We start from the raw sequence: 16,881 nt of genomic DNA on the forward strand, positions 1-16,881 counted from the left end.
AACGCAAGTCTCAATATGACACAATCCCAAATTTTCATGAGCATCGGCAATGAACCAGTCTCTGTTCTCTTTTCGCACGGCACTCAAGGTGATCGGTCTAATTCTACTTACCACTATGGTTATAGTCATTGCTGTCAACAGTCTGCGTATCAGTAAAGAGAATGAGCGTATTCAAGCGAATCAGCTTGAAACGTTGACCAAAATTCTTATCTCTCAGGCTTCGCTGTCCGCGCGCCAAGAAATCGTTAACGACGAGCAGGAGCGCCTGCGCACTCTGACTAACCAACTGGCGCAAGATCGCTTGGTATTTGATGCCAGCGTCTACGACGCAGAGGGTGTGCGCCTGGCCGCCAGCGACAACGCGCAAAGCGTTCGCGAGGCGCTTGGCTTGGATACCCCTTTAGCCACCGCGCGTATCGGTCGCCAACAATTGGTTGAGCCCGTGGTCAACGATGGCGTCATCATCGGCTATGTACGCATCACCTTTGAAACTGGCCGCGTAACAGCAATCTCGGATCACTTCTACCGCAAGAGTGACCGCTACATGTACGGACTCATCGCCCTCAGTTTTGTCTGTGGCATGCTGATGGTGGTTTTACTCCGTCGTAAACCGAAGCAGAAAGCTGAGAACTTGTTGCTTAAAGGACTATAACCTCAGGTGCGGGGTTCGAGGACGAGCGGTGCCCTGCGGGGAGCGAGGGGCACATCTCGCGTGATAAACCACTCGCACCTCGGAACGAAGTGTAACCCGAACCCCGCCCCTAAAAAAAACGGTAGGCCTCAAGCCTACCGTTTTTTTATACCGAGAAAGGATACTTAATCGGTTCGTGTGACTCGTAGCCAATCACTTCGAAGTCGTCTAGGGTTACCCAGGTTTCAAGGTCTTCAAGAGATTTGATTTTTGGGTTGATCTTAAACTGCGGCGCAGCCAGTGGCTCGCGCTTTAGTTGTACATCACGCATCAGCTCAAGCTGATCTTCGTAGATATGTGCGTTGACGATCTTGTGGTACGCCACGCCCGGTTTCTTGCCAGTGATCTGAGCCATGATCGCCAAGAAGACATACACCTGAACCATATTGAAGTTTAGCCCCAGCGGCACATCGCAAGAGCGCTGTGTGCTGTTGAGGTACAGGGTATCACCCAGCAGCGAAAAGTGGTGGCTGTACATACATGGGCGCAAGCAGCCCATGTGGAACTCACCTGGGTTGTAGAAGTTAAGGATCTCACCGCGGTCATCGACACCACGGGTCAAGTCGTCCACTATTTTGCGCAGTTGGTCGATGTGGCCACCATCTGGCTTGGCCCAGGCACGCCCTTGAACACCGTACACACGGCCCATGTCGTCCTCACCTTTACGGTAAGGGTTGTCTAGCCATGCTTGGTTTAGGTTAGCGTTGGCATCCCAAGTTTTGGTGCCCAGCTTGCGAAAATCCTCGGCACTGTCATAACCGCGAATGTAGCCAAGTAGCTCTGCCACTGCCGCTTTCCAAAAGCTCTTGCGTGTGGTGACCAAAGGAAACTGATTGTTCGCGACGTCATAAGTGAGGTCAGCGTTGATGACCGTCAGGCAGCGCTTGCCTGTACGTTCGTTTTCAATCCACTCGCCCTGCTCGACGATACGCTGACATAAGTCTAGATACTGTTTCACGATTCACTCTTTTTTGCCGATTGCTGCTCTGAAAAATGACCGCGCTTGTATGCCCAGGCAATCATCAGTCCACCAATAATAATCATAGGTAGAGACAAGATCTGTCCCATCGAAATAAAGTCACCGAAGAGACCTAAGTGAGCATCCGGCTCTCGCACATATTCCACTAGGAAACGGAAGGTACCATAACCGAGTAGGAAAAGTCCCGAAACTGAGCCAAGCGGGCGTGGTTTTTTAATAAACCAGTTAAGGATAAAGAACAGTACCACCCCTTCCAGGGCCATTTCATACAACTGTGACGGGTGACGTGGCAACGGTCCGCCATTAGGGAATACGACACCCCATGGCGCGTCGGTCACGCGTCCCCACAGCTCACTGTTCATAAAGTTGCCCAGGCGGCCCATACCTAGCCCAAACGGCACTAACGGAGCAATAAAGTCTGCAACACCAAAAAAGGTTCGGCCATTGCGCTTGGCGTACCAGAACATGGCCGCAATCACACCCAGCAAGCCACCATGGAATGACATGCCCCCTGTCCAGACTTGGAACAGGTATAGTGGGTTTTGAATGAACAAGTCAAAGTTATAGAAGAGTACATAGCCGACGCGACCGCCAATGACTACCCCGAGAAAACCAGCAAACAGTAGGTCTGAAACCTGCTCACGCGTCCAACCACTGCCCTTCTTATCCGCACGACGATTAGCCAGCCACAGAGCAAAGGCGAAACCAACCAGGTACATCAAACCATACCAGCGAACAGACAATGGGCCGATGCTAAACAGCACCGGATCAATATTGGGAAAGTCAATAAATCCTTGAGACATAGTTATTTTCTCTAAAAAAATTCAATCAGCATCACGACTTAAACAGCATGATACCCGCTACAAATAATAAAAAAACGGCAAACACCCGCTTTAGCTGCCCTGTGGGCATGGATGTCGCCATCACCGCGCCAATGCGCGTGGTAAACACTGAGACCAATGAAATCGCAATAAGTGCCGGCAGGTAGACATAACCAACACTGTATTGAGGCAGATCCTCAACCCCTATCCCATTAAGGATAAAGCCCAACATCCCGGCGATGGCAATCATACAGCCACAGACCGATGAAGAGCCAACCGCATGACGCATCTCAACACCGTGGCGACTTAAAAATGGTACCGACATCGAGCCGCCACCAATCCCTGCCAAGCTCGATACCACACCAATGACCGAGCCAACGGTCAGTGTAACGGGTTTAGAGGGCATCGAATATGACACCTGACTCCTTGACGAAACAAACATTTGCACAGCCAGCATAAAAACAATCAAGGAGAAGATTTTGGGTAGATAATCGCTGGCGATTAACTCAACCAGGTAGGCCCCGAAAAAGCCACCAAGCACCACTCCGGGCATCAGCCATTTAATCGCATACAGGTCAACATTGCCAAGCTTAAGGTGATTAGCGGCGGAAGAGGCCGAAGTGACAATGATGGTCGCCAATGAGGTGCCCAACGCCATTTGCATCACATACTCAGGGCTTGCGCCGACCAGGGGAAGAAGAAACGTGAGTGCCGGCACCACAATCAAGCCGCCGCCGATGCCTAATAGGCCCGCTAGTGTGCCAACCACTCCACCAAGCAGACACAACACAAGCAAGAATTCAATCGACACTGGGCTTCCTTACAGACAATTAGTGCTTACCAGCACGAACGAAACCGGCAAACTCTTTATACTCAAAGTGACTCAGCATCATATCATAGATGGCTTGTGCATAGGGTTGACTAAGGGCAGTTTCCGCCAATTGTTCTAACTCTTGCTGACTGCTGTGGCACAACAAGTACTTCACCTTTGCCACATTCGAGGTATTCATACTCAACGAGCGATAGCCCATCCCCACCAGCAACAAGGCCCCCATTGGATCTCCCGCGAGCTCACCGCACACACACACGGGGAGCGATACAGATTCACAGATCACATGGATGTGTTTGAGAGCTGAGAGCACCGCTGGATGCATGGTTTCATACAGGGTTGATACCCGACTGTTATTACGATCGACCGCAAGCAAATATTGCGTCAGGTCATTGGTGCCAACGGAGACGAAATCAATCTTCTCTGCCAAATGTGGCAACAGGTACAGCATCGAAGGCACTTCAATCATCACACCGATTGTCGGCCGCTGGATCGGATACAGAGCACTCACCTCGGCAAACGCCTGCTCAAATAACGTAAGAGCATCATCCAGCTCTTGCACATTTGAAACCATGGGCAGCAAGATGCTCAGATTGTCGTTGTTTTGACTGGCACGCAACATGGCACGCATCTGGATCAGAAAGATATCCGGGTGGTCGAGGGTAAAACGGATCCCTCGCCAACCAAGGAAGGGATTCTCTTCCTCAATCGGAAAATAGGGCAACGCCTTATCGCCACCAATATCCAGTGTGCGCATTACAACATTCTTGTTTGGATACGCAGCGAGCACGGCCCGGTACTGCCCCTCCTGCTCCTCTTCAGACGGGAAGCGGTGCTGAAGCAAAAACGAGATCTCGGTACGATACAAGCCAACACCATCAACCCCTTGATTCACCGCGATGCTGCTGTCGGCGCTGAGCCCGGAATTGAGCATGATATTCACCCCGAGCCCATCTTCGGTAACTGCTGGCTTGTCGCTGTGGCTGCTGACCATACACGCCAGCTCTCGCTCTTCATGCAACAGGCCACGATACTCGTGCAACAACTGTTGATTTGGCGAGATAAACAGCTTACCGCTGTAGCCATCCACGATGCCGGTAAGACCATTGAGCTGACTGATATCACACTCAAGCCCCATCACAGCGGGTATACCCAGCGCCCGCGACAAGATCGCGGCGTGAGAGTTCGCCGCCCCCTCTATCGAAACCACGGCCAGTAGTTTGTCTTTGGGCACAGAGGCAAGCAGGCTCGCGGTCAGCTCCTGCACCACCAAGATAATCGGATTATCAATACTTTGATGCGTCTGCTCAGTGTTGTGGAGGAAAAACAACAATCGCTGCCCCAGCTCGCGAAAATCCTGAGCGCGCTCCTTCAGGTAAGGATCGGACATCTTGGCAAAGCGACTTGAATAAGAGTCTATCACTTGGCGCAGCGCCCATTCCGCACGGTCGTGATTCTGGATATGCTTTTTCAGATCCTGCTTTAGCATCGGGTCATTGAGCAGGTGAGTAAACAGGTCGAAGATCCCTTTCGCCTCAGACGTGATCTCCCCCTCCAGCTTTTTTCTCATCCGACGAAAATCGGCCTGAGCCGCTTCCATCGCGAGGGCGAGGCGTTCATGCTCTTGGTCGATATCCACTGAAGAGGCCGGTGCAATCTCAGCCAAGCTTGGCTGAGTGTTATCGAGCCAAAACTCGCCAATTGCAACGCCACTCGAAGCAGGGACACCCTTGAGTGTGCGCGCATTCTGAGTTGGTAACCAATGGCCAAGCGTTTGACCATGCGCGATCAATACCGCGAGCTGGGCGGATAAGGTAACTAAAAAAGACTCTTCCGCTTCATCAAATAAGCGTGGCTGCTTTTGCTGCACCACCAATACACCAAGCACCTTCTTACGGTGAATGATCGGGGTACCGAGGAAGCTTTGGTAAACTTGCTCACCAAGCTCAGGGAAGAATTTATAGCTGGGGTGTTTGGAGGCCTCGGCGACATTGATCGGCTCAGCGGTGCGCTTAACCATGCCCACCAAGCCCTCAGAGAAACGAATGTGGACACTGTCGCCCTTGAAGGTCAGGCCTTGGGTGGCCATCAATTCGAGGCGTTCCATCTCCTCATTAGCCAGATAGACCGTGCAGCACTCGGTACTCATCGCGCTGCAAGTCTGTTTTACTAGGATTGATAATGCCTGCTGGAGATCATCAACCCGTGATACTTGTTCAACTATGTCCCTTAGCTGAGAGAGCATATTTATCCCCGTCGGTGCTTGCGCTTGGACTTCTGCTTACGCTCATGAAATGGCATGGCTGCTGAGGCAAACTCCTTCATCGCGCGTCGATACACATCACGTTTAAAAGATACTACTTGTCTCACTGGATACCAATAGCTTACCCAGCGCCACCCATCAAACTCAGGCATGTTTCCTCGCTGCATATTGATCCGTGACTCATCACAGTCCAACTTCAGCAAAAACCACTTCTGTTTTTGGCCAATACAGACCGGCTTTGAATCCCATCGAACCAGGCGTTTGGGGAGCTTGTATCTCAACCAATGACGACTAGTTGCAACGATCTTCACATCTTTCTTTGTTAAGCCGACTTCCTCGTATAACTCACGGTACATGGCTTGCTCTGCGCTCTCGCCTTCATCAATTCCCCCTTGGGGGAACTGCCATGAGTGTTGTCCGAATCGTTTAGCCCAGAATACCTGACCATGGTTGTTACAAATCACTATTCCCACATTTAAGCGGTAACCATCGCCATCGATCACTGGCCAACCTCAAAATAAATTTTTAATGACAGTGATTTTTCCACATATCCCCAACACTAGCAAACCCACAAATGTGATAAATGCATAATTTATGCGGACCATAGGCAGATATGGATAAATTTTAGCCCACTCAATACTTATCAACACAAGAATGCGACCTAGCCCACATTTATTCACCTTTTCTGTGAATAACCATGTGTAAAATAACCGTATGGAATGTAATAACTGCTTAAAACCGCACCAAAGCGTAAACACCCAAATCCAAACCACAAGTTAAAAGTCATATATTTCATAGCCTTACGCTAATCACTTTTCCTTCTCACTGTATTTATTGACTATTGTGCTATCACTCACTTAATTTGCACAAAAAACACCCAACCACGTTTTTATCCACACTGGGTGATATAAAATGAGGATATTTTCATTTTTTCAAGCAGTTAATCGTGATTAAACCCCTGTTAATTCATACATGAGTTAACTCGCCAAGCACAGGCTGTGGATAAGTTAAGTAAAACCATGGTCAATTCGCCGTTAGAGTGACGTAATGTGAGCCTTTTGAGTGTAAACAGATCGTCCAATCCTTGCTTTCCCCTACCAAGCGATCTGTTAAAATGTCCCCTTCAACATCACCGTTACCCATTTGACTATTTACCTATTTAACGATTTACCCATTAGAATATGAAACCTGAACCCAAAACCGAACAAGAGCTGCTCGAGCGCGCATGGATGATGGCCGGGGTCACTTTTGCTGAGCTTGCGCAGCAAGCCAAGATGACAGTGCCTGATGATCTCACTCGCGATAAGGGATGGGTGGGTCAGTTGCTAGAATGGCACTTAGGTGCGACTGCTGGCAGCAAGCCACAACAAGACTTTGAACAACTGGGCATTGAATTAAAAAGCATTCCCATCAGCTATCAGGGCAAACCACTCGAGACAACGTTTGTCTGTGTAGCACCACTTATCGGCGTGCACGGCCTGACTTGGGAGAGCAGCCATGTGCGGAATAAGCTTTCTCGCGTGCTTTGGGTGCCCGTCGAGGGAGAGCGCGAGATCCCATTAGCTGAGCGCAAGGTGGGGGCACCGCTCCTTTGGTCACCCAGCTCTGAAGAAGAGCAGCAGCTGCGCCAAGATTGGGAGGAGTTGATGGATATGATCGTGCTGGGCCGGATTGAGCAAGTCACCGCTAAGCATGGCGAAGTCTTGCAGCTTCGGCCTAAGGCCGCGAACGGTCGGGCACTCACTGAGGCCTATGGTGCAAGCGGTAAAGTGATCCGCACCCGCCCTCGCGGGTTTTATTTGCGCACCCAATTTACCGCTCAGATCCTCACCAATTACTATTCATAAGCGCATCTAACCTAGTGAGTCATCAGTGATAGTTCAATATCACTGTAACCCACTGGTGAGCTCGATCCGCACTCATCATAGGCATTATGAAGACGCAGATAGGCCTTATCGAGACCGAGACGGGTCAACTCTTCTTTGACCAACTCCAAGGAGTCAAAACGGATAGGTTCATCATCAATCGTAACAGGCTCAAGTTTGTGTTTGTATTCCACCGCAATTTGGTATTTGGCTAGGTCTGCACAGCCAATCACAAAGACCTTAGGAGTGCGATACGTCGCTTTGTGATAACCATGCAACCACTTATCGAGTTGTCGTTTTTGCATTGCACACCTCCATCTTTTTTATTGTAGTCAAGGGAATCGAAGGTGATTCTTTTCTCAACGAATTTCTTCGCTTATAGTTGAGACTAAGTTTCACTTCGTTCCGAGGTGCGAGTTTCACTTCGTTCCGGGGTACGAGGAGTTCATCATGTGCACAAGATTCCCCGCACCTCGCAGGGTTTCGCCCGTCCTCGAACCTCGCACCCAAATTAGAGGAGCGGGTTCCACTTCGTTTCGGGTACGAGAACCCCATCACGTTCGTAAGACCCCTCGTACCTCGTAGGGCTCTGCCCGTCCTCGTACCTCGAACCTAAATAGGAGGGTTTTATAATGGAATATACTCAGCTCCCCCACTCATCGCTTGAGGTGAGTAAGATTTGTCTTGGTACTATGACCTTTGGTGAGCAAAATACGCTTGCCGAGGCACACTCGCAGCTTGATTATGCGCTTGAGCGCGGGGTCAACTTTATCGATACCGCAGAAATGTACCCGGTTCCGCCTCAGCCCAGTACTCAGGGCACCACGGAAGAGTATATTGGCAAATGGCTGCGCGCATCGGGCAAGCGAGATAAAGTCATTATCGCGACCAAGGTAGCGGGGCCACGTAATCTGCCCTATATTCGCGATAACATGGCGCTCGATCACAACAACATCAATGATGCGGTCAACGATAGCCTGCGTCGACTGCAAACCGACTACATCGATCTCTACCAGTTGCACTGGCCGCAGCGTCAGACCAACTGCTTTGGTCAGCTTAACTACCCCTACCCTGAGAAACATGAAGAGGTGACCCTTCTCGATTCACTCGAGGCGCTGAGTAAGTTGGTGAAAGAAGGAAAAGTGCGTCATATTGGGGTGTCTAACGAGACGCCTTGGGGAGTGATGTCATTACTTAAGCTCGCTGAGAAGCATGGCTTGGAGCGAGTGGTCTCGATTCAAAATCCGTATAACCTGCTTAATCGTACCTTTGAGATTGGGCTCTCTGAGGTGAGTCATTATGAGGGCATCAAGCTACTGGCCTACTCGCCGCTCGCCTTTGGCTGTTTAAGCGGTAAATACCTCAATGACCAATGGCCAGACAACGCCCGCTGCACCTTGTATAAGCGCTTTGTGCGCTACTTTACCCCACAAGGGATTGAGGCAACTCGAGCGTATGTTGAACTGGCTAAACAGCATGGTTTAGAGCCCGCGCAGATGGCACTGGCATTTGTTAATCAGCGCCCGTTTGTCGCGGCTAATATCATCGGCGCGACTTCGATGGAACAATTGAAAGATAATATCGACAGTGTCGAGATCTCCCTCTGTGAGGAGTTGCTAGAGGGCATCGCACAAATCGGAGTACGCTACTCCAATCCTTGCCCATAACGTGTTACCGGGGGAGAGCAAACCTGCTCTCCCCCTAATGTTACGTGGTTATTCTAGATTGGAGTATGCGCCGAAGATGTCTGATACGGCGATGTGCGACGGCTTGTGGTGGCTGCTCACAGCCTAGTGGACGACCATCTTTATCCAGACCAATATCACGCAGGAGGTGGGTGCTGTGCAGAGGCAGGGCGTAGCGGCTCTTGCGTACGCGACGACGCCACGCTCGCTCCTCTTGTTTAAGATCGGCAAGTACACACCAAGCGGCAAGTTTTAGGTAGATTGAGTGGTTCATTGTGGTTCTCCTGTTAAAGATGTATCGCGGAGAACTGCAGGGATCCTAATTAGGGTGGGGACTCAGCTGCAGTTAACCGCAGCTGGAAAAAGACTACGGGAACGTTATTTATCCATCGCTTTAGGTCGAGCGATATCAGACACATGCGGCATCGAGCCACCCACGCGCACGAGTGAAGGTTTAGCGACAAATTTATGTTTTTGAATCAAAATCATGCTTACCTCCAACTCTAAATAAGTTCCTGAATACATTGAGAGTCTCATCAGACTCATGGTTAATATTTACGCAACAAGTCGCTTAAAACAACCCATAAATCACTTTACGACCAAAAAACACACAAAGCTCTTTATAAGTCAGACCCAAGTATAAAAAACTGGTGGATTATTCTATATTTAGCCACAGGTTTGCTGTTTACCATAGATGAAAAAAGGCAGCGATTACGCTGCCTTAGTTAGAGTGTGATTAGCAAAATGAACTAAACCGAGCTTTCACTTATCAGGTTGTGCTTGTTCAGTAGCCTGTACATGGTTGCTCTTGATACCCCCAGCTCTTTGGCCGCTTGTGATACCTGGCCATCGTGCGACTCGAGCACCAACATCAGAGCATCCCGCTCGCTGCGCTCACGAATGCTCTTCAGGCTACGCTTGCCGTTATTACGAATTGGTAGCTCGAGCTGCGACTCTTCGATCATCGGTTGCTCCGACATCAGTACCACCCGCTTGATCAGGTTCATCAGCTCGCGGACATTGCCTGGCCAGTGGTAACGAGCCAGAGACTTGATCGACTCCTCACTGAAACTTCGCGCCTGAGCGTTGTAATCCTTGGCATAAACCTGAAGAAAATGTTTTGCCAGCAGCGCTATATCACCTGAGCGCTCTTTGAGGCTTGGCACATTGATGCGCAACACGTTGATATAGTGGTAGAGGTCCTCGTTGAAATCGCCGTCGATCAGGGCTTTTTCGATATCCATCGAGTTCGCTGCCAGAATGCGCACATCCACCTTCTTCAGCCCATCTTGAGTTTCAATGGTCCCCTCTTGCAAAAACCGCAATAGATTCAGTTGTTGCGATTTAGGCAAGGTAAGGATGTCGTTAAGCAGCACCGTACCACCATCAGCTCGCTCTAGCATCGACTTGCAGCCGATTTCACCATTAATGCCAAACAGCTCTGACTCGAGGCTGCTCTCAGACAGGGCGCGGCAGTTGACGGAGATAAACTCACGCTGCGAACGCGAAGAGGTTTTGTGGATGGCTCTTGCAACCTTCTCCTTACCTGAGCCGCTTTCACCGTAGATGAGGATGCTGACGTCGGTCGGGCCTATACGCTTAACCTGATCACGCAGGCGCTTCATTGGCATCGATTCACCCACTAAGCCAAGATCGTGATTGGTGCCGTAGTGTGGCCATACCCGTGTCTCAAGCTTAAGCATGCCTAATTGGTGGCCTATCGTGCTCAGCAGTTGTGCATCGGGGATCGGCGTGGTGAAAAAATCAATACAGAAATTGACGATAAACTGGCAAATGGTATCCGACTTGATCTGTGATTCGCGGATAAGTGCAAGCCAACGCACGTGTTTATGCTGGCTGACCAAGCTCGCGATGCCATTGAGACTGAACTCATCATGGCTTAGGTCAACGACACCGATACAAGGCCCGGTTTCAGTAAACAGTGTATCTGCCTTGCGCAAGTCACCGCTGATGGTGCAGCGCCAACCGGCGTTTTCCAGTACTTTCAGCCAAGGCTCAGAGGTACCACCAACGACGATTAAGGAACCGGGTATTGTGTCTTGTTTAAAGTTAGAGCCCATGTCCTTTCCTTCTTTTTTATTTGCTATCCACTTTTTATTTGCTAGCCACAAACATGCGTCAAACGTGTCAGCACGTGATTCCGTTTCAACGTTAAGACTACAGTAACATTTTGTAACATTCTAGGTTAGGTACAAAATTTGCCCAACCACCTAAATATTAAGGTAGGACAGATTTGAGAAAATCAAACTTAAAAAACAGGGACGGGCAAAGCCCGGCGAGGAGCGAGGAGCGAGGACGCTATCGCTTCGAGGAGCGAGGGTTTTATCGCGCGTGATGACTACTCGCACCTCGGAACGAAGTGTAACCCGCACCTCGCACCTAAAAAAAGAGCCACCCGAAGGTAGCTCTTTTCATTCAAATTGACTGTTTCGCTTAAGCAGACGCTTGTGGGCGCATTGCTGGGAACAGGATTACGTCACGGATGGTGTGCGTGTTGGTAAATAGCATCGCTAGACGGTCGATACCAATACCTTGACCTGCTGTTGGCGGTAGGCCGTGCTCTAGTGCAGTGATGTAGTCCGCATCGTAGTACATTGCTTCATCGTCACCAGCATCTTTTGCGTCAACCTGAGCTTTAAAGCGTGCGTCTTGGTCTTCTGCATCGTTTAGCTCTGAGAAGCCGTTCGCGACTTCGCGACCGCCGATAAAGAACTCGAAGCGGTCAGTGAAGAATGGGTTATCATCGCTGCGACGTGCCAGTGGCGAGATGTCCGCTGGGTAGCCTGTGATGAAGGTTGGTTGGATTAGCTGAGGCTCAGCCGTTTCTCCAAAGATCTCTTCTAGAAGCTGACCACAGGTCCAGAAGGTTTCAACTTCAACGTGGACTGATTTCGCGATCGCAACCATCTTCTCACGGTCTTGTAGATCCGCTTCAGTTAGCGCTTGGATCTCTGCGTGGTCTGGGTTGTAGTGCTTGATCGCTTCAAACATGCTCATGCGCGCGTAAGTGCCGCCAAACTCTACCGTCTCTTCACCGTAAGGCATAGAGGTTGAGCCAAGAACTTCCATCGCTACCGTGCTTAGCATCTCTTCGGTTAGATCCATCAGATCTTTGTAGTCTGCGTAAGCTTGGTAGAATTCCATCATGGTGAATTCTGGGTTGTGGCGCGGTGATAGACCCTCGTTACGGAAGTTACGGTTGATCTCAAATACGCGATCAAAGCCACCCACAACGAGGCGCTTAAGGTATAGCTCTGGCGCAACACGTAGGTACATGTCGATATCTAGCGCGTTGTGATGAGTGATAAACGGGCGTGCCGTCGCGCCACCTGGGATCACGTGCATCATTGGCGTTTCTACTTCTAGGTAGCCTTTTGAGCTCATGAAGTTACGGATTGCTGATACTAGCTTAGAGCGGATGATGAATGCTTGACGTGAGTCTTCGTTCACAATCAGGTCAACATAACGCTGACGGTAACGCATCTCTTGGTCTGTTAGGCCGTGGAACTTCTCTGGCAGTGGACGCAGCGCTTTAGTCAGCAGCTCGTACTCTTCCATGTTCACGTAAAGGTCACCCTTACCTGATTTGTGCAGTGCACCTTTCACACCGATGATGTCACCGATATCTAGGCCCTGGTACTTCTCTTTCAGCTCTTTTTGCACATCTTTTGCAGCGTATGCTTGGATGCGACCAGAAGTCTCTTGGATCGCCAAGAATGGACCACGCTTAGCCATTACACGACCCGCGATCGCTACCACGTGATTTAGCTCTTCTAGCTCTTCTTTGGTTTTTTCACCGAATTCCGCCTGAAGATCGCCCGCTAGGTGCTCGCGACGGAAGTCATTTGGGTGGCCGTTTGCTTTGCAGCTTTGGCGGATATGATCCAGCTTGCTACGACGCTCAGCAATCAGCTTGTTTTCTTCTTGTTGATTCTCTTGGTTAACAGCATCAGTCATTTTCGATGTATCCTGTTTTCTCTTTTTCGGTGAAAAGCTTAAAGACCTGACTTCAGGCTAGCTTCAATAAATTTGTCTAGGTCGCCGTCAAGAACGGCTTGAGTGTTACGGTTTTCAACGCCAGTACGCAAGTCTTTGATGCGCGAGTCATCAAGAACATAAGAGCGGATCTGGCTACCCCAACCGATGTCAGACTTGGCGTCTTCGTTGGCCTGCTTCTCAGCATTTTGCTTTTGAATCTCAAGCTCAAACAACTTCGCACGCAACTGCTTCATCGCCTGATCTTTGTTCTTGTGCTGAGAGCGGTCGTTCTGACACTGCACCACGGTGTTGGTCGGTACGTGGGTAATACGTACTGCCGATTCGGTGGTGTTAACGTGCTGACCACCCGCGCCCGAGGCACGGTACACATCGATACGCAGATCAGATGGGTTGATGTCGATCTGGATGTTGTCGTCAATCTCTGGGTAGATAAATGCAGACGCAAATGAGGTGTGACGACGGCCGCTTGAGTCAAACGGCGACTTACGCACTAGGCGGTGTACGCCTGTCTCGGTACGCAACCAACCATAAGCATACTCACCCGAAATACGCACAGTTGCGCCTTTCAGACCGGCTACTTCACCCTCAGAAACCTCGATCACTTCGGTTTTGAAGCCCTTCGCTTCTGCCCAGCGCAAGTACATGCGCAGCATCATTGATGTCCAGTCTTGCGCCTCAGTACCGCCTGAGCCTGACTGCAAGTCGATGTAGCAATCTGAGCTGTCGTGATCGCCAGAGAACATGCGACGGAACTCTAGCTTCTCGAGCTTGGCTTCAAGTTCAGCCAGTTCTGGCTCGATTTCATCAAAGGTTTCTTGGTCTTCTTCCTCAACCGCCAGCTCAAGAAGACCGTCTACGTCTTCCACACCCTGGTCAAGGAGGTCGATGGTTTCAACAACCGCTTCCAGTGAGGCGCGCTCTTTACCTAGCGCTTGTGCACGCTCAGGCTCGTTCCACACATCCGGTTGCTCAAGTTCTGCATTGACCTCTTCTAGACGCTCTTTCTTAGCGTCATAGTCAAAGATACCCCCTAAGGACATTCGTGCGCTCAGTCACGTCCTTTAGACGGTTTTTAATAGGATTGATTTCAAACATGTTTACTCAACATTTTAGAATAGAATTTAACCGAGGAAGTGTACTCAAAAATGTGATGAAGATACAGAAAAAATCGCTGCTCACTAGATTGAAATTTCTAAAACTGGTAGTCCCACCAGCGCACCTTACCGCCTAAGTAATAAAGAGTGTTGATTTTGCTTACGATGTTCTCTAACTGGGCGTCAGCGTCTCATGACTACCAAGCTTGTTCGACACATGACTTTCTACTGAGATTTCCCCACAGGAAGGCATTTGCTATTATCTCACCACTTTTTTATCCCAGTAGCAGCCGCGCAATGACACGCAAAACCAAGAACTTTCACTTTAAGCAATTCAGTATTATCGGTGGTCATGCGGGCATGGCCGTCAGTACCGACGGGGTGCTACTCGGGGCTTGGGCTGACTTTGCCGATGCCGAGCGCCTACTCGATATTGGCACCGGTACTGGGTTGCTGGCGCTGATGTGCGCGCAGCGTTTTGAGTCACTGAGTGTGGATGCGATTGATATTGACCAGCAAGCCTTTGAGGCCTCATCAGATAATATCGCTAACAGTCCCTGGTCCGCGCGCATTAAGGTCTTCCACCAGCCATTGGCGCAGTACAGCCATGCTTGTTACGATGCCATAATCTGCAATCCACCCTATTTCAACTCCGGTGAGTCGGCACAAAATCAGCAGCGCGCCACCGCACGCCACACCGGCTCACTCAGTCATGGCGAGCTAGCAGAGCACATTGCGCGTCTGCTTACCCCGCAAATCGGTCGTGCATGTTTGATCTTGCCTAAAACAGAGGGGGAGCAGTTTATCGACCTCGCCCGCAAGTCTGGGCTGCAACTGACGCGCTTGTGTCGAGTGCGCCCAACCGCGGCGAAACCCGTCTCTCGCCTGCTGATTGAGCTAAACAATGATCAGCAGCTAGCCAATGAGCAGCGCCTAGGCACCGCACACTGCCAAGAGGATGAAATCACGATTCACAAAAATGGGCGTTACAGCGATGATTTTATCGCCTTAACTCGCGAGTTCTATCTCAAGATGTAAGCTTGCCGCCTGACTTATCAGTGATCTAGATCACTCGTACTCGCATCTTGTCTAGACTGGGTATATAATACGCGCCCTTTCCTTTGACCCTGCTTGTGGAGAAACCACTGTGATTAAAAACTTTGCAGATTTAGACCTCGACCCTAACCTGCTTGACGCTATTGAAGAAATGGGCTTTTCTCGCCCAACGCAAGTGCAAGCCGAGGCCATTCCACAGGCACTAGATGGACGTGATGTTTTAGCATCCGCACCAACTGGCACAGGTAAAACTGCCGCGTTCGTTATCCCAGCGCTGCAATACCTACAAGACTTTCCACGTAAGAAGTCTGGCCCTGCCCGCGTGCTGATCCTCACCCCAACCCGTGAGCTTGCCATGCAGGTCGCCGACCAAGCACGTGCACTAGCTAAGAACACGCGTCTGAACATCTTTACCATCACTGGTGGCGTGCAGTACGAAGAGCATGCAGACATCCTAAAGACGACTCAAGATATCGTGGTTGCCACTCCAGGACGTTTGATGGAGTACATCAATGCCGAGCGCTTTGATTGTCGCGCGATTGAGTGGCTGATCCTTGATGAAGCGGATCGCATGCTGGATATGGGCTTCGGTCCGACTGTCGATCGTCTGTCGGGTGAGTGTCGCTGGCGTAAGCAGACCCTGCTGTTCTCAGCAACCCTAGAAGGTCGCGGTGTGGAAGGCTTTACCGCAGATCTGTTGAAAAACCCAGCTGAGGTTGATGCCGAGCCATCGCGCCGTGAGCGCAAAAAGATCGCTCAGTGGTACCACCGCGCGGATGATATGGAGCACAAACTGGCGCTGCTTAAGGTGATCATCACCGAGCAAGCTGAGCGCACGATTGTATTTCTGAAAACCCGTGAGCGCCTAGCCGAGCTGCGCGCCCAACTTGAGAGTGCCCAGATCCCATGCTCATGGATCCAAGGTGAGATGCCACAAGATCGCCGCAACAACGCGATTTCCCGCTTCCGCGATGGTACCGTCAATGTTCTTCTGGCCACTGATGTCGCCGCGCGTGGAATCGATCTTCCAGATGTGAGCCACGTGATCAACTACGACTTGCCACGCACCGCTGACGTCTACTTGCACCGCATCGGCCGCACCGCCCGCGCAGGCAAAAAAGGCAACGCAATCTCGCTAGTCGAAGCCCACGACCAGCCAATGATGGACCGCGTAGCCCGCTACGTAAAAGAAGACATCAAAGAGCGCTACATCAAAGAGCTACGCCCAAAACACAAAAAACCAGTGTTCAAGAAAAAGAATAAGAAAAAAGCAGAGAAAAAAAGCGCTAAGAAAAAAAAGTAAGCTTTTTTCAGGTGCGAGGAGCGGGTTACACTTCGTTCCGAGGAGAGAGGAGTCCGTAGTGTGAGATAAATGTATCGCTCTTCTTTCTGACTAGATAAACAAAAACGCCACTTGCTCTCGCAAGTGGCGTTTTTTTAGGTTTGGGTAGCAAGTGACACTTTATTCTTAGATGCGAGTAATCTACAGCGCGAGAAAAAAACCTCGCTTCTCGCTTCTCGCCTCTCGAATCCCGCCTCTCGCTTTAACTCGCTCCCCGCAGGGCGAAGCCCGTCCCC

At 50.4% G+C, this 16,881-nt stretch carries 15 protein-coding genes; 5 read left to right on the forward strand and 10 right to left on the reverse strand.

Annotated elements, in window-relative coordinates:
* The first annotated feature begins 49 nt into the window (after positions 1-49).
* Entirely contained in the window at positions 50-652 is a 603-nt protein-coding gene (locus tag ACSTTG_RS03385) for a YtjB family periplasmic protein (protein ID WP_438459036.1), read from the forward strand.
* 145 nt (positions 653-797) lie between these two features.
* Here ACSTTG_RS03385 and ACSTTG_RS03390 read toward each other — a convergent pair whose 3' ends face one another.
* From ACSTTG_RS03390 to rppH, 5 genes are read right to left on the reverse strand one after another with little or no spacing between them, the layout of a single operon-like run.
* Positions 798-1,649, reverse strand: a complete 852-nt coding sequence (locus ACSTTG_RS03390; protein ID WP_438459037.1) for a thymidylate synthase — start codon at positions 1,647-1,649, stop codon at positions 798-800.
* Positions 1,646-2,473 (reverse strand): prolipoprotein diacylglyceryl transferase, encoded by an 828-nt coding sequence (lgt, locus tag ACSTTG_RS03395; RefSeq protein ID WP_438459038.1) that lies wholly within the window; start codon positions 2,471-2,473, stop codon positions 1,646-1,648. Before lgt ends, ACSTTG_RS03390 begins: the two co-directional genes overlap by 4 nt.
* 31 nt (positions 2,474-2,504) lie before the next feature.
* Positions 2,505-3,302, reverse strand: coding sequence for a sulfite exporter TauE/SafE family protein (locus ACSTTG_RS03400; protein WP_438459039.1), 798 nt, complete (start codon positions 3,300-3,302; stop codon positions 2,505-2,507).
* Between the two features lie 19 nt (positions 3,303-3,321).
* Positions 3,322-5,565, reverse strand: a complete 2,244-nt coding sequence (ptsP, locus tag ACSTTG_RS03405) for a phosphoenolpyruvate--protein phosphotransferase (RefSeq protein WP_438459040.1) — start codon at positions 5,563-5,565, stop codon at positions 3,322-3,324.
* 2 nt (positions 5,566-5,567) lie between these two features.
* Complete coding sequence (rppH, locus tag ACSTTG_RS03410) at positions 5,568-6,086, reverse strand: RNA pyrophosphohydrolase (RefSeq protein ID WP_438459041.1); 519 nt, start codon at positions 6,084-6,086, stop codon at positions 5,568-5,570.
* Between the two features lie 678 nt (positions 6,087-6,764).
* On the opposite strand from rppH, the gene mutH reads away from it, so the two are divergent.
* Positions 6,765-7,430: a DNA mismatch repair endonuclease MutH gene (mutH, locus tag ACSTTG_RS03415; RefSeq protein ID WP_438473787.1), complete on the forward strand. Its 666-nt coding sequence runs from the start codon at positions 6,765-6,767 to the stop codon at positions 7,428-7,430.
* An 11-nt stretch (positions 7,431-7,441) separates the two neighbouring features.
* Here mutH and ACSTTG_RS03420 read toward each other — a convergent pair whose 3' ends face one another.
* A complete protein-coding gene (locus ACSTTG_RS03420; RefSeq protein WP_438459043.1) occupies positions 7,442-7,753 on the reverse strand; it encodes a DUF6482 family protein in 312 nt (103 codons plus the stop codon).
* Between the two features lie 327 nt (positions 7,754-8,080).
* Between ACSTTG_RS03420 and ACSTTG_RS03425 the strand changes: the two genes are divergently transcribed.
* Positions 8,081-9,115 carry an NADP(H)-dependent aldo-keto reductase gene (locus tag ACSTTG_RS03425; protein ID WP_438473788.1) on the forward strand — a complete coding sequence of 345 codons (1,035 nt, stop codon included), beginning with the start codon at positions 8,081-8,083 and terminating at the stop codon, positions 9,113-9,115.
* 40 nt (positions 9,116-9,155) lie between these two features.
* Here ACSTTG_RS03425 and ACSTTG_RS03430 read toward each other — a convergent pair whose 3' ends face one another.
* The 4 genes from ACSTTG_RS03430 to prfB all read right to left on the reverse strand — a co-directional run bounded on the left by ACSTTG_RS03430 (position 9,156) and on the right by prfB (position 14,248).
* Positions 9,156-9,407 (reverse strand): DUF1127 domain-containing protein, encoded by a 252-nt coding sequence (locus tag ACSTTG_RS03430; protein WP_438473789.1) that lies wholly within the window; start codon positions 9,405-9,407, stop codon positions 9,156-9,158.
* A 475-nt stretch (positions 9,408-9,882) separates the two neighbouring features.
* A complete protein-coding gene (gene vpsR / locus ACSTTG_RS03435) occupies positions 9,883-11,214 on the reverse strand; it encodes a cyclic-di-GMP-binding transcriptional regulator VpsR (RefSeq protein ID WP_438459046.1) in 1,332 nt (443 codons plus the stop codon).
* Between the two features lie 373 nt (positions 11,215-11,587).
* Positions 11,588-13,111, reverse strand: coding sequence for a lysine--tRNA ligase (gene lysS / locus ACSTTG_RS03440; RefSeq protein ID WP_438459047.1), 1,524 nt, complete (start codon positions 13,109-13,111; stop codon positions 11,588-11,590).
* 38 nt (positions 13,112-13,149) lie between these two features.
* A protein-coding gene (prfB, locus tag ACSTTG_RS03445) for a peptide chain release factor 2 (RefSeq protein ID WP_438459048.1) occupies positions 13,150-14,248 on the reverse strand; the annotation gives its coding sequence in 2 pieces (ribosomal slippage) (positions 13,150-14,172 and positions 14,174-14,248; 1,098 coding nt in all).
* A 296-nt stretch (positions 14,249-14,544) separates the two neighbouring features.
* On the opposite strand from prfB, the gene ACSTTG_RS03450 reads away from it, so the two are divergent.
* Both ACSTTG_RS03450 and srmB read left to right on the forward strand, forming a co-directional pair.
* Complete coding sequence (locus ACSTTG_RS03450) at positions 14,545-15,285, forward strand: tRNA1(Val) (adenine(37)-N6)-methyltransferase (protein WP_438473790.1); 741 nt, start codon at positions 14,545-14,547, stop codon at positions 15,283-15,285.
* A 109-nt stretch (positions 15,286-15,394) separates the two neighbouring features.
* Positions 15,395-16,606, forward strand: coding sequence for an ATP-dependent RNA helicase SrmB (gene srmB / locus ACSTTG_RS03455; protein ID WP_438459050.1), 1,212 nt, complete (start codon positions 15,395-15,397; stop codon positions 16,604-16,606).
* The last annotated feature ends 275 nt before the right edge of the window (positions 16,607-16,881 follow it).

The sequence above is a fragment of the Vibrio glycogenivorans genome, from assembly GCF_051660965.1.
Taxonomy (GTDB): domain Bacteria; phylum Pseudomonadota; class Gammaproteobacteria; order Enterobacterales; family Vibrionaceae; genus Vibrio.

Bases quoted from the DNA above. Each gene is read 5' to 3' on its own strand.
- ACSTTG_RS03385 (WP_438459036.1), top strand. From the start codon at position 50: ATGAACCAGTCTCTGTTCTCTTTTCGCACGGCACTCAAGGTGATCGGT.
- lgt (WP_438459038.1), bottom strand. From the start codon at position 2,473: ATGTCTCAAGGATTTATTGACTTTCCCAATATTGATCCGGTGCTGTTT.
- ptsP (WP_438459040.1), bottom strand. From the start codon at position 5,565: ATGCTCTCTCAGCTAAGGGACATAGTTGAACAAGTATCACGGGTTGAT.
- mutH (WP_438473787.1), top strand. From the start codon at position 6,765: ATGAAACCTGAACCCAAAACCGAACAAGAGCTGCTCGAGCGCGCATGG.
- ACSTTG_RS03420 (WP_438459043.1), bottom strand. From the start codon at position 7,753: ATGCAAAAACGACAACTCGATAAGTGGTTGCATGGTTATCACAAAGCG.
- ACSTTG_RS03425 (WP_438473788.1), top strand. From the start codon at position 8,081: ATGGAATATACTCAGCTCCCCCACTCATCGCTTGAGGTGAGTAAGATT.
- ACSTTG_RS03430 (WP_438473789.1), bottom strand. From the start codon at position 9,407: ATGAACCACTCAATCTACCTAAAACTTGCCGCTTGGTGTGTACTTGCC.
- vpsR (WP_438459046.1), bottom strand. From the start codon at position 11,214: ATGGGCTCTAACTTTAAACAAGACACAATACCCGGTTCCTTAATCGTC.
- lysS (WP_438459047.1), bottom strand. From the start codon at position 13,111: ATGACTGATGCTGTTAACCAAGAGAATCAACAAGAAGAAAACAAGCTG.
- ACSTTG_RS03450 (WP_438473790.1), top strand. From the start codon at position 14,545: ATGACACGCAAAACCAAGAACTTTCACTTTAAGCAATTCAGTATTATC.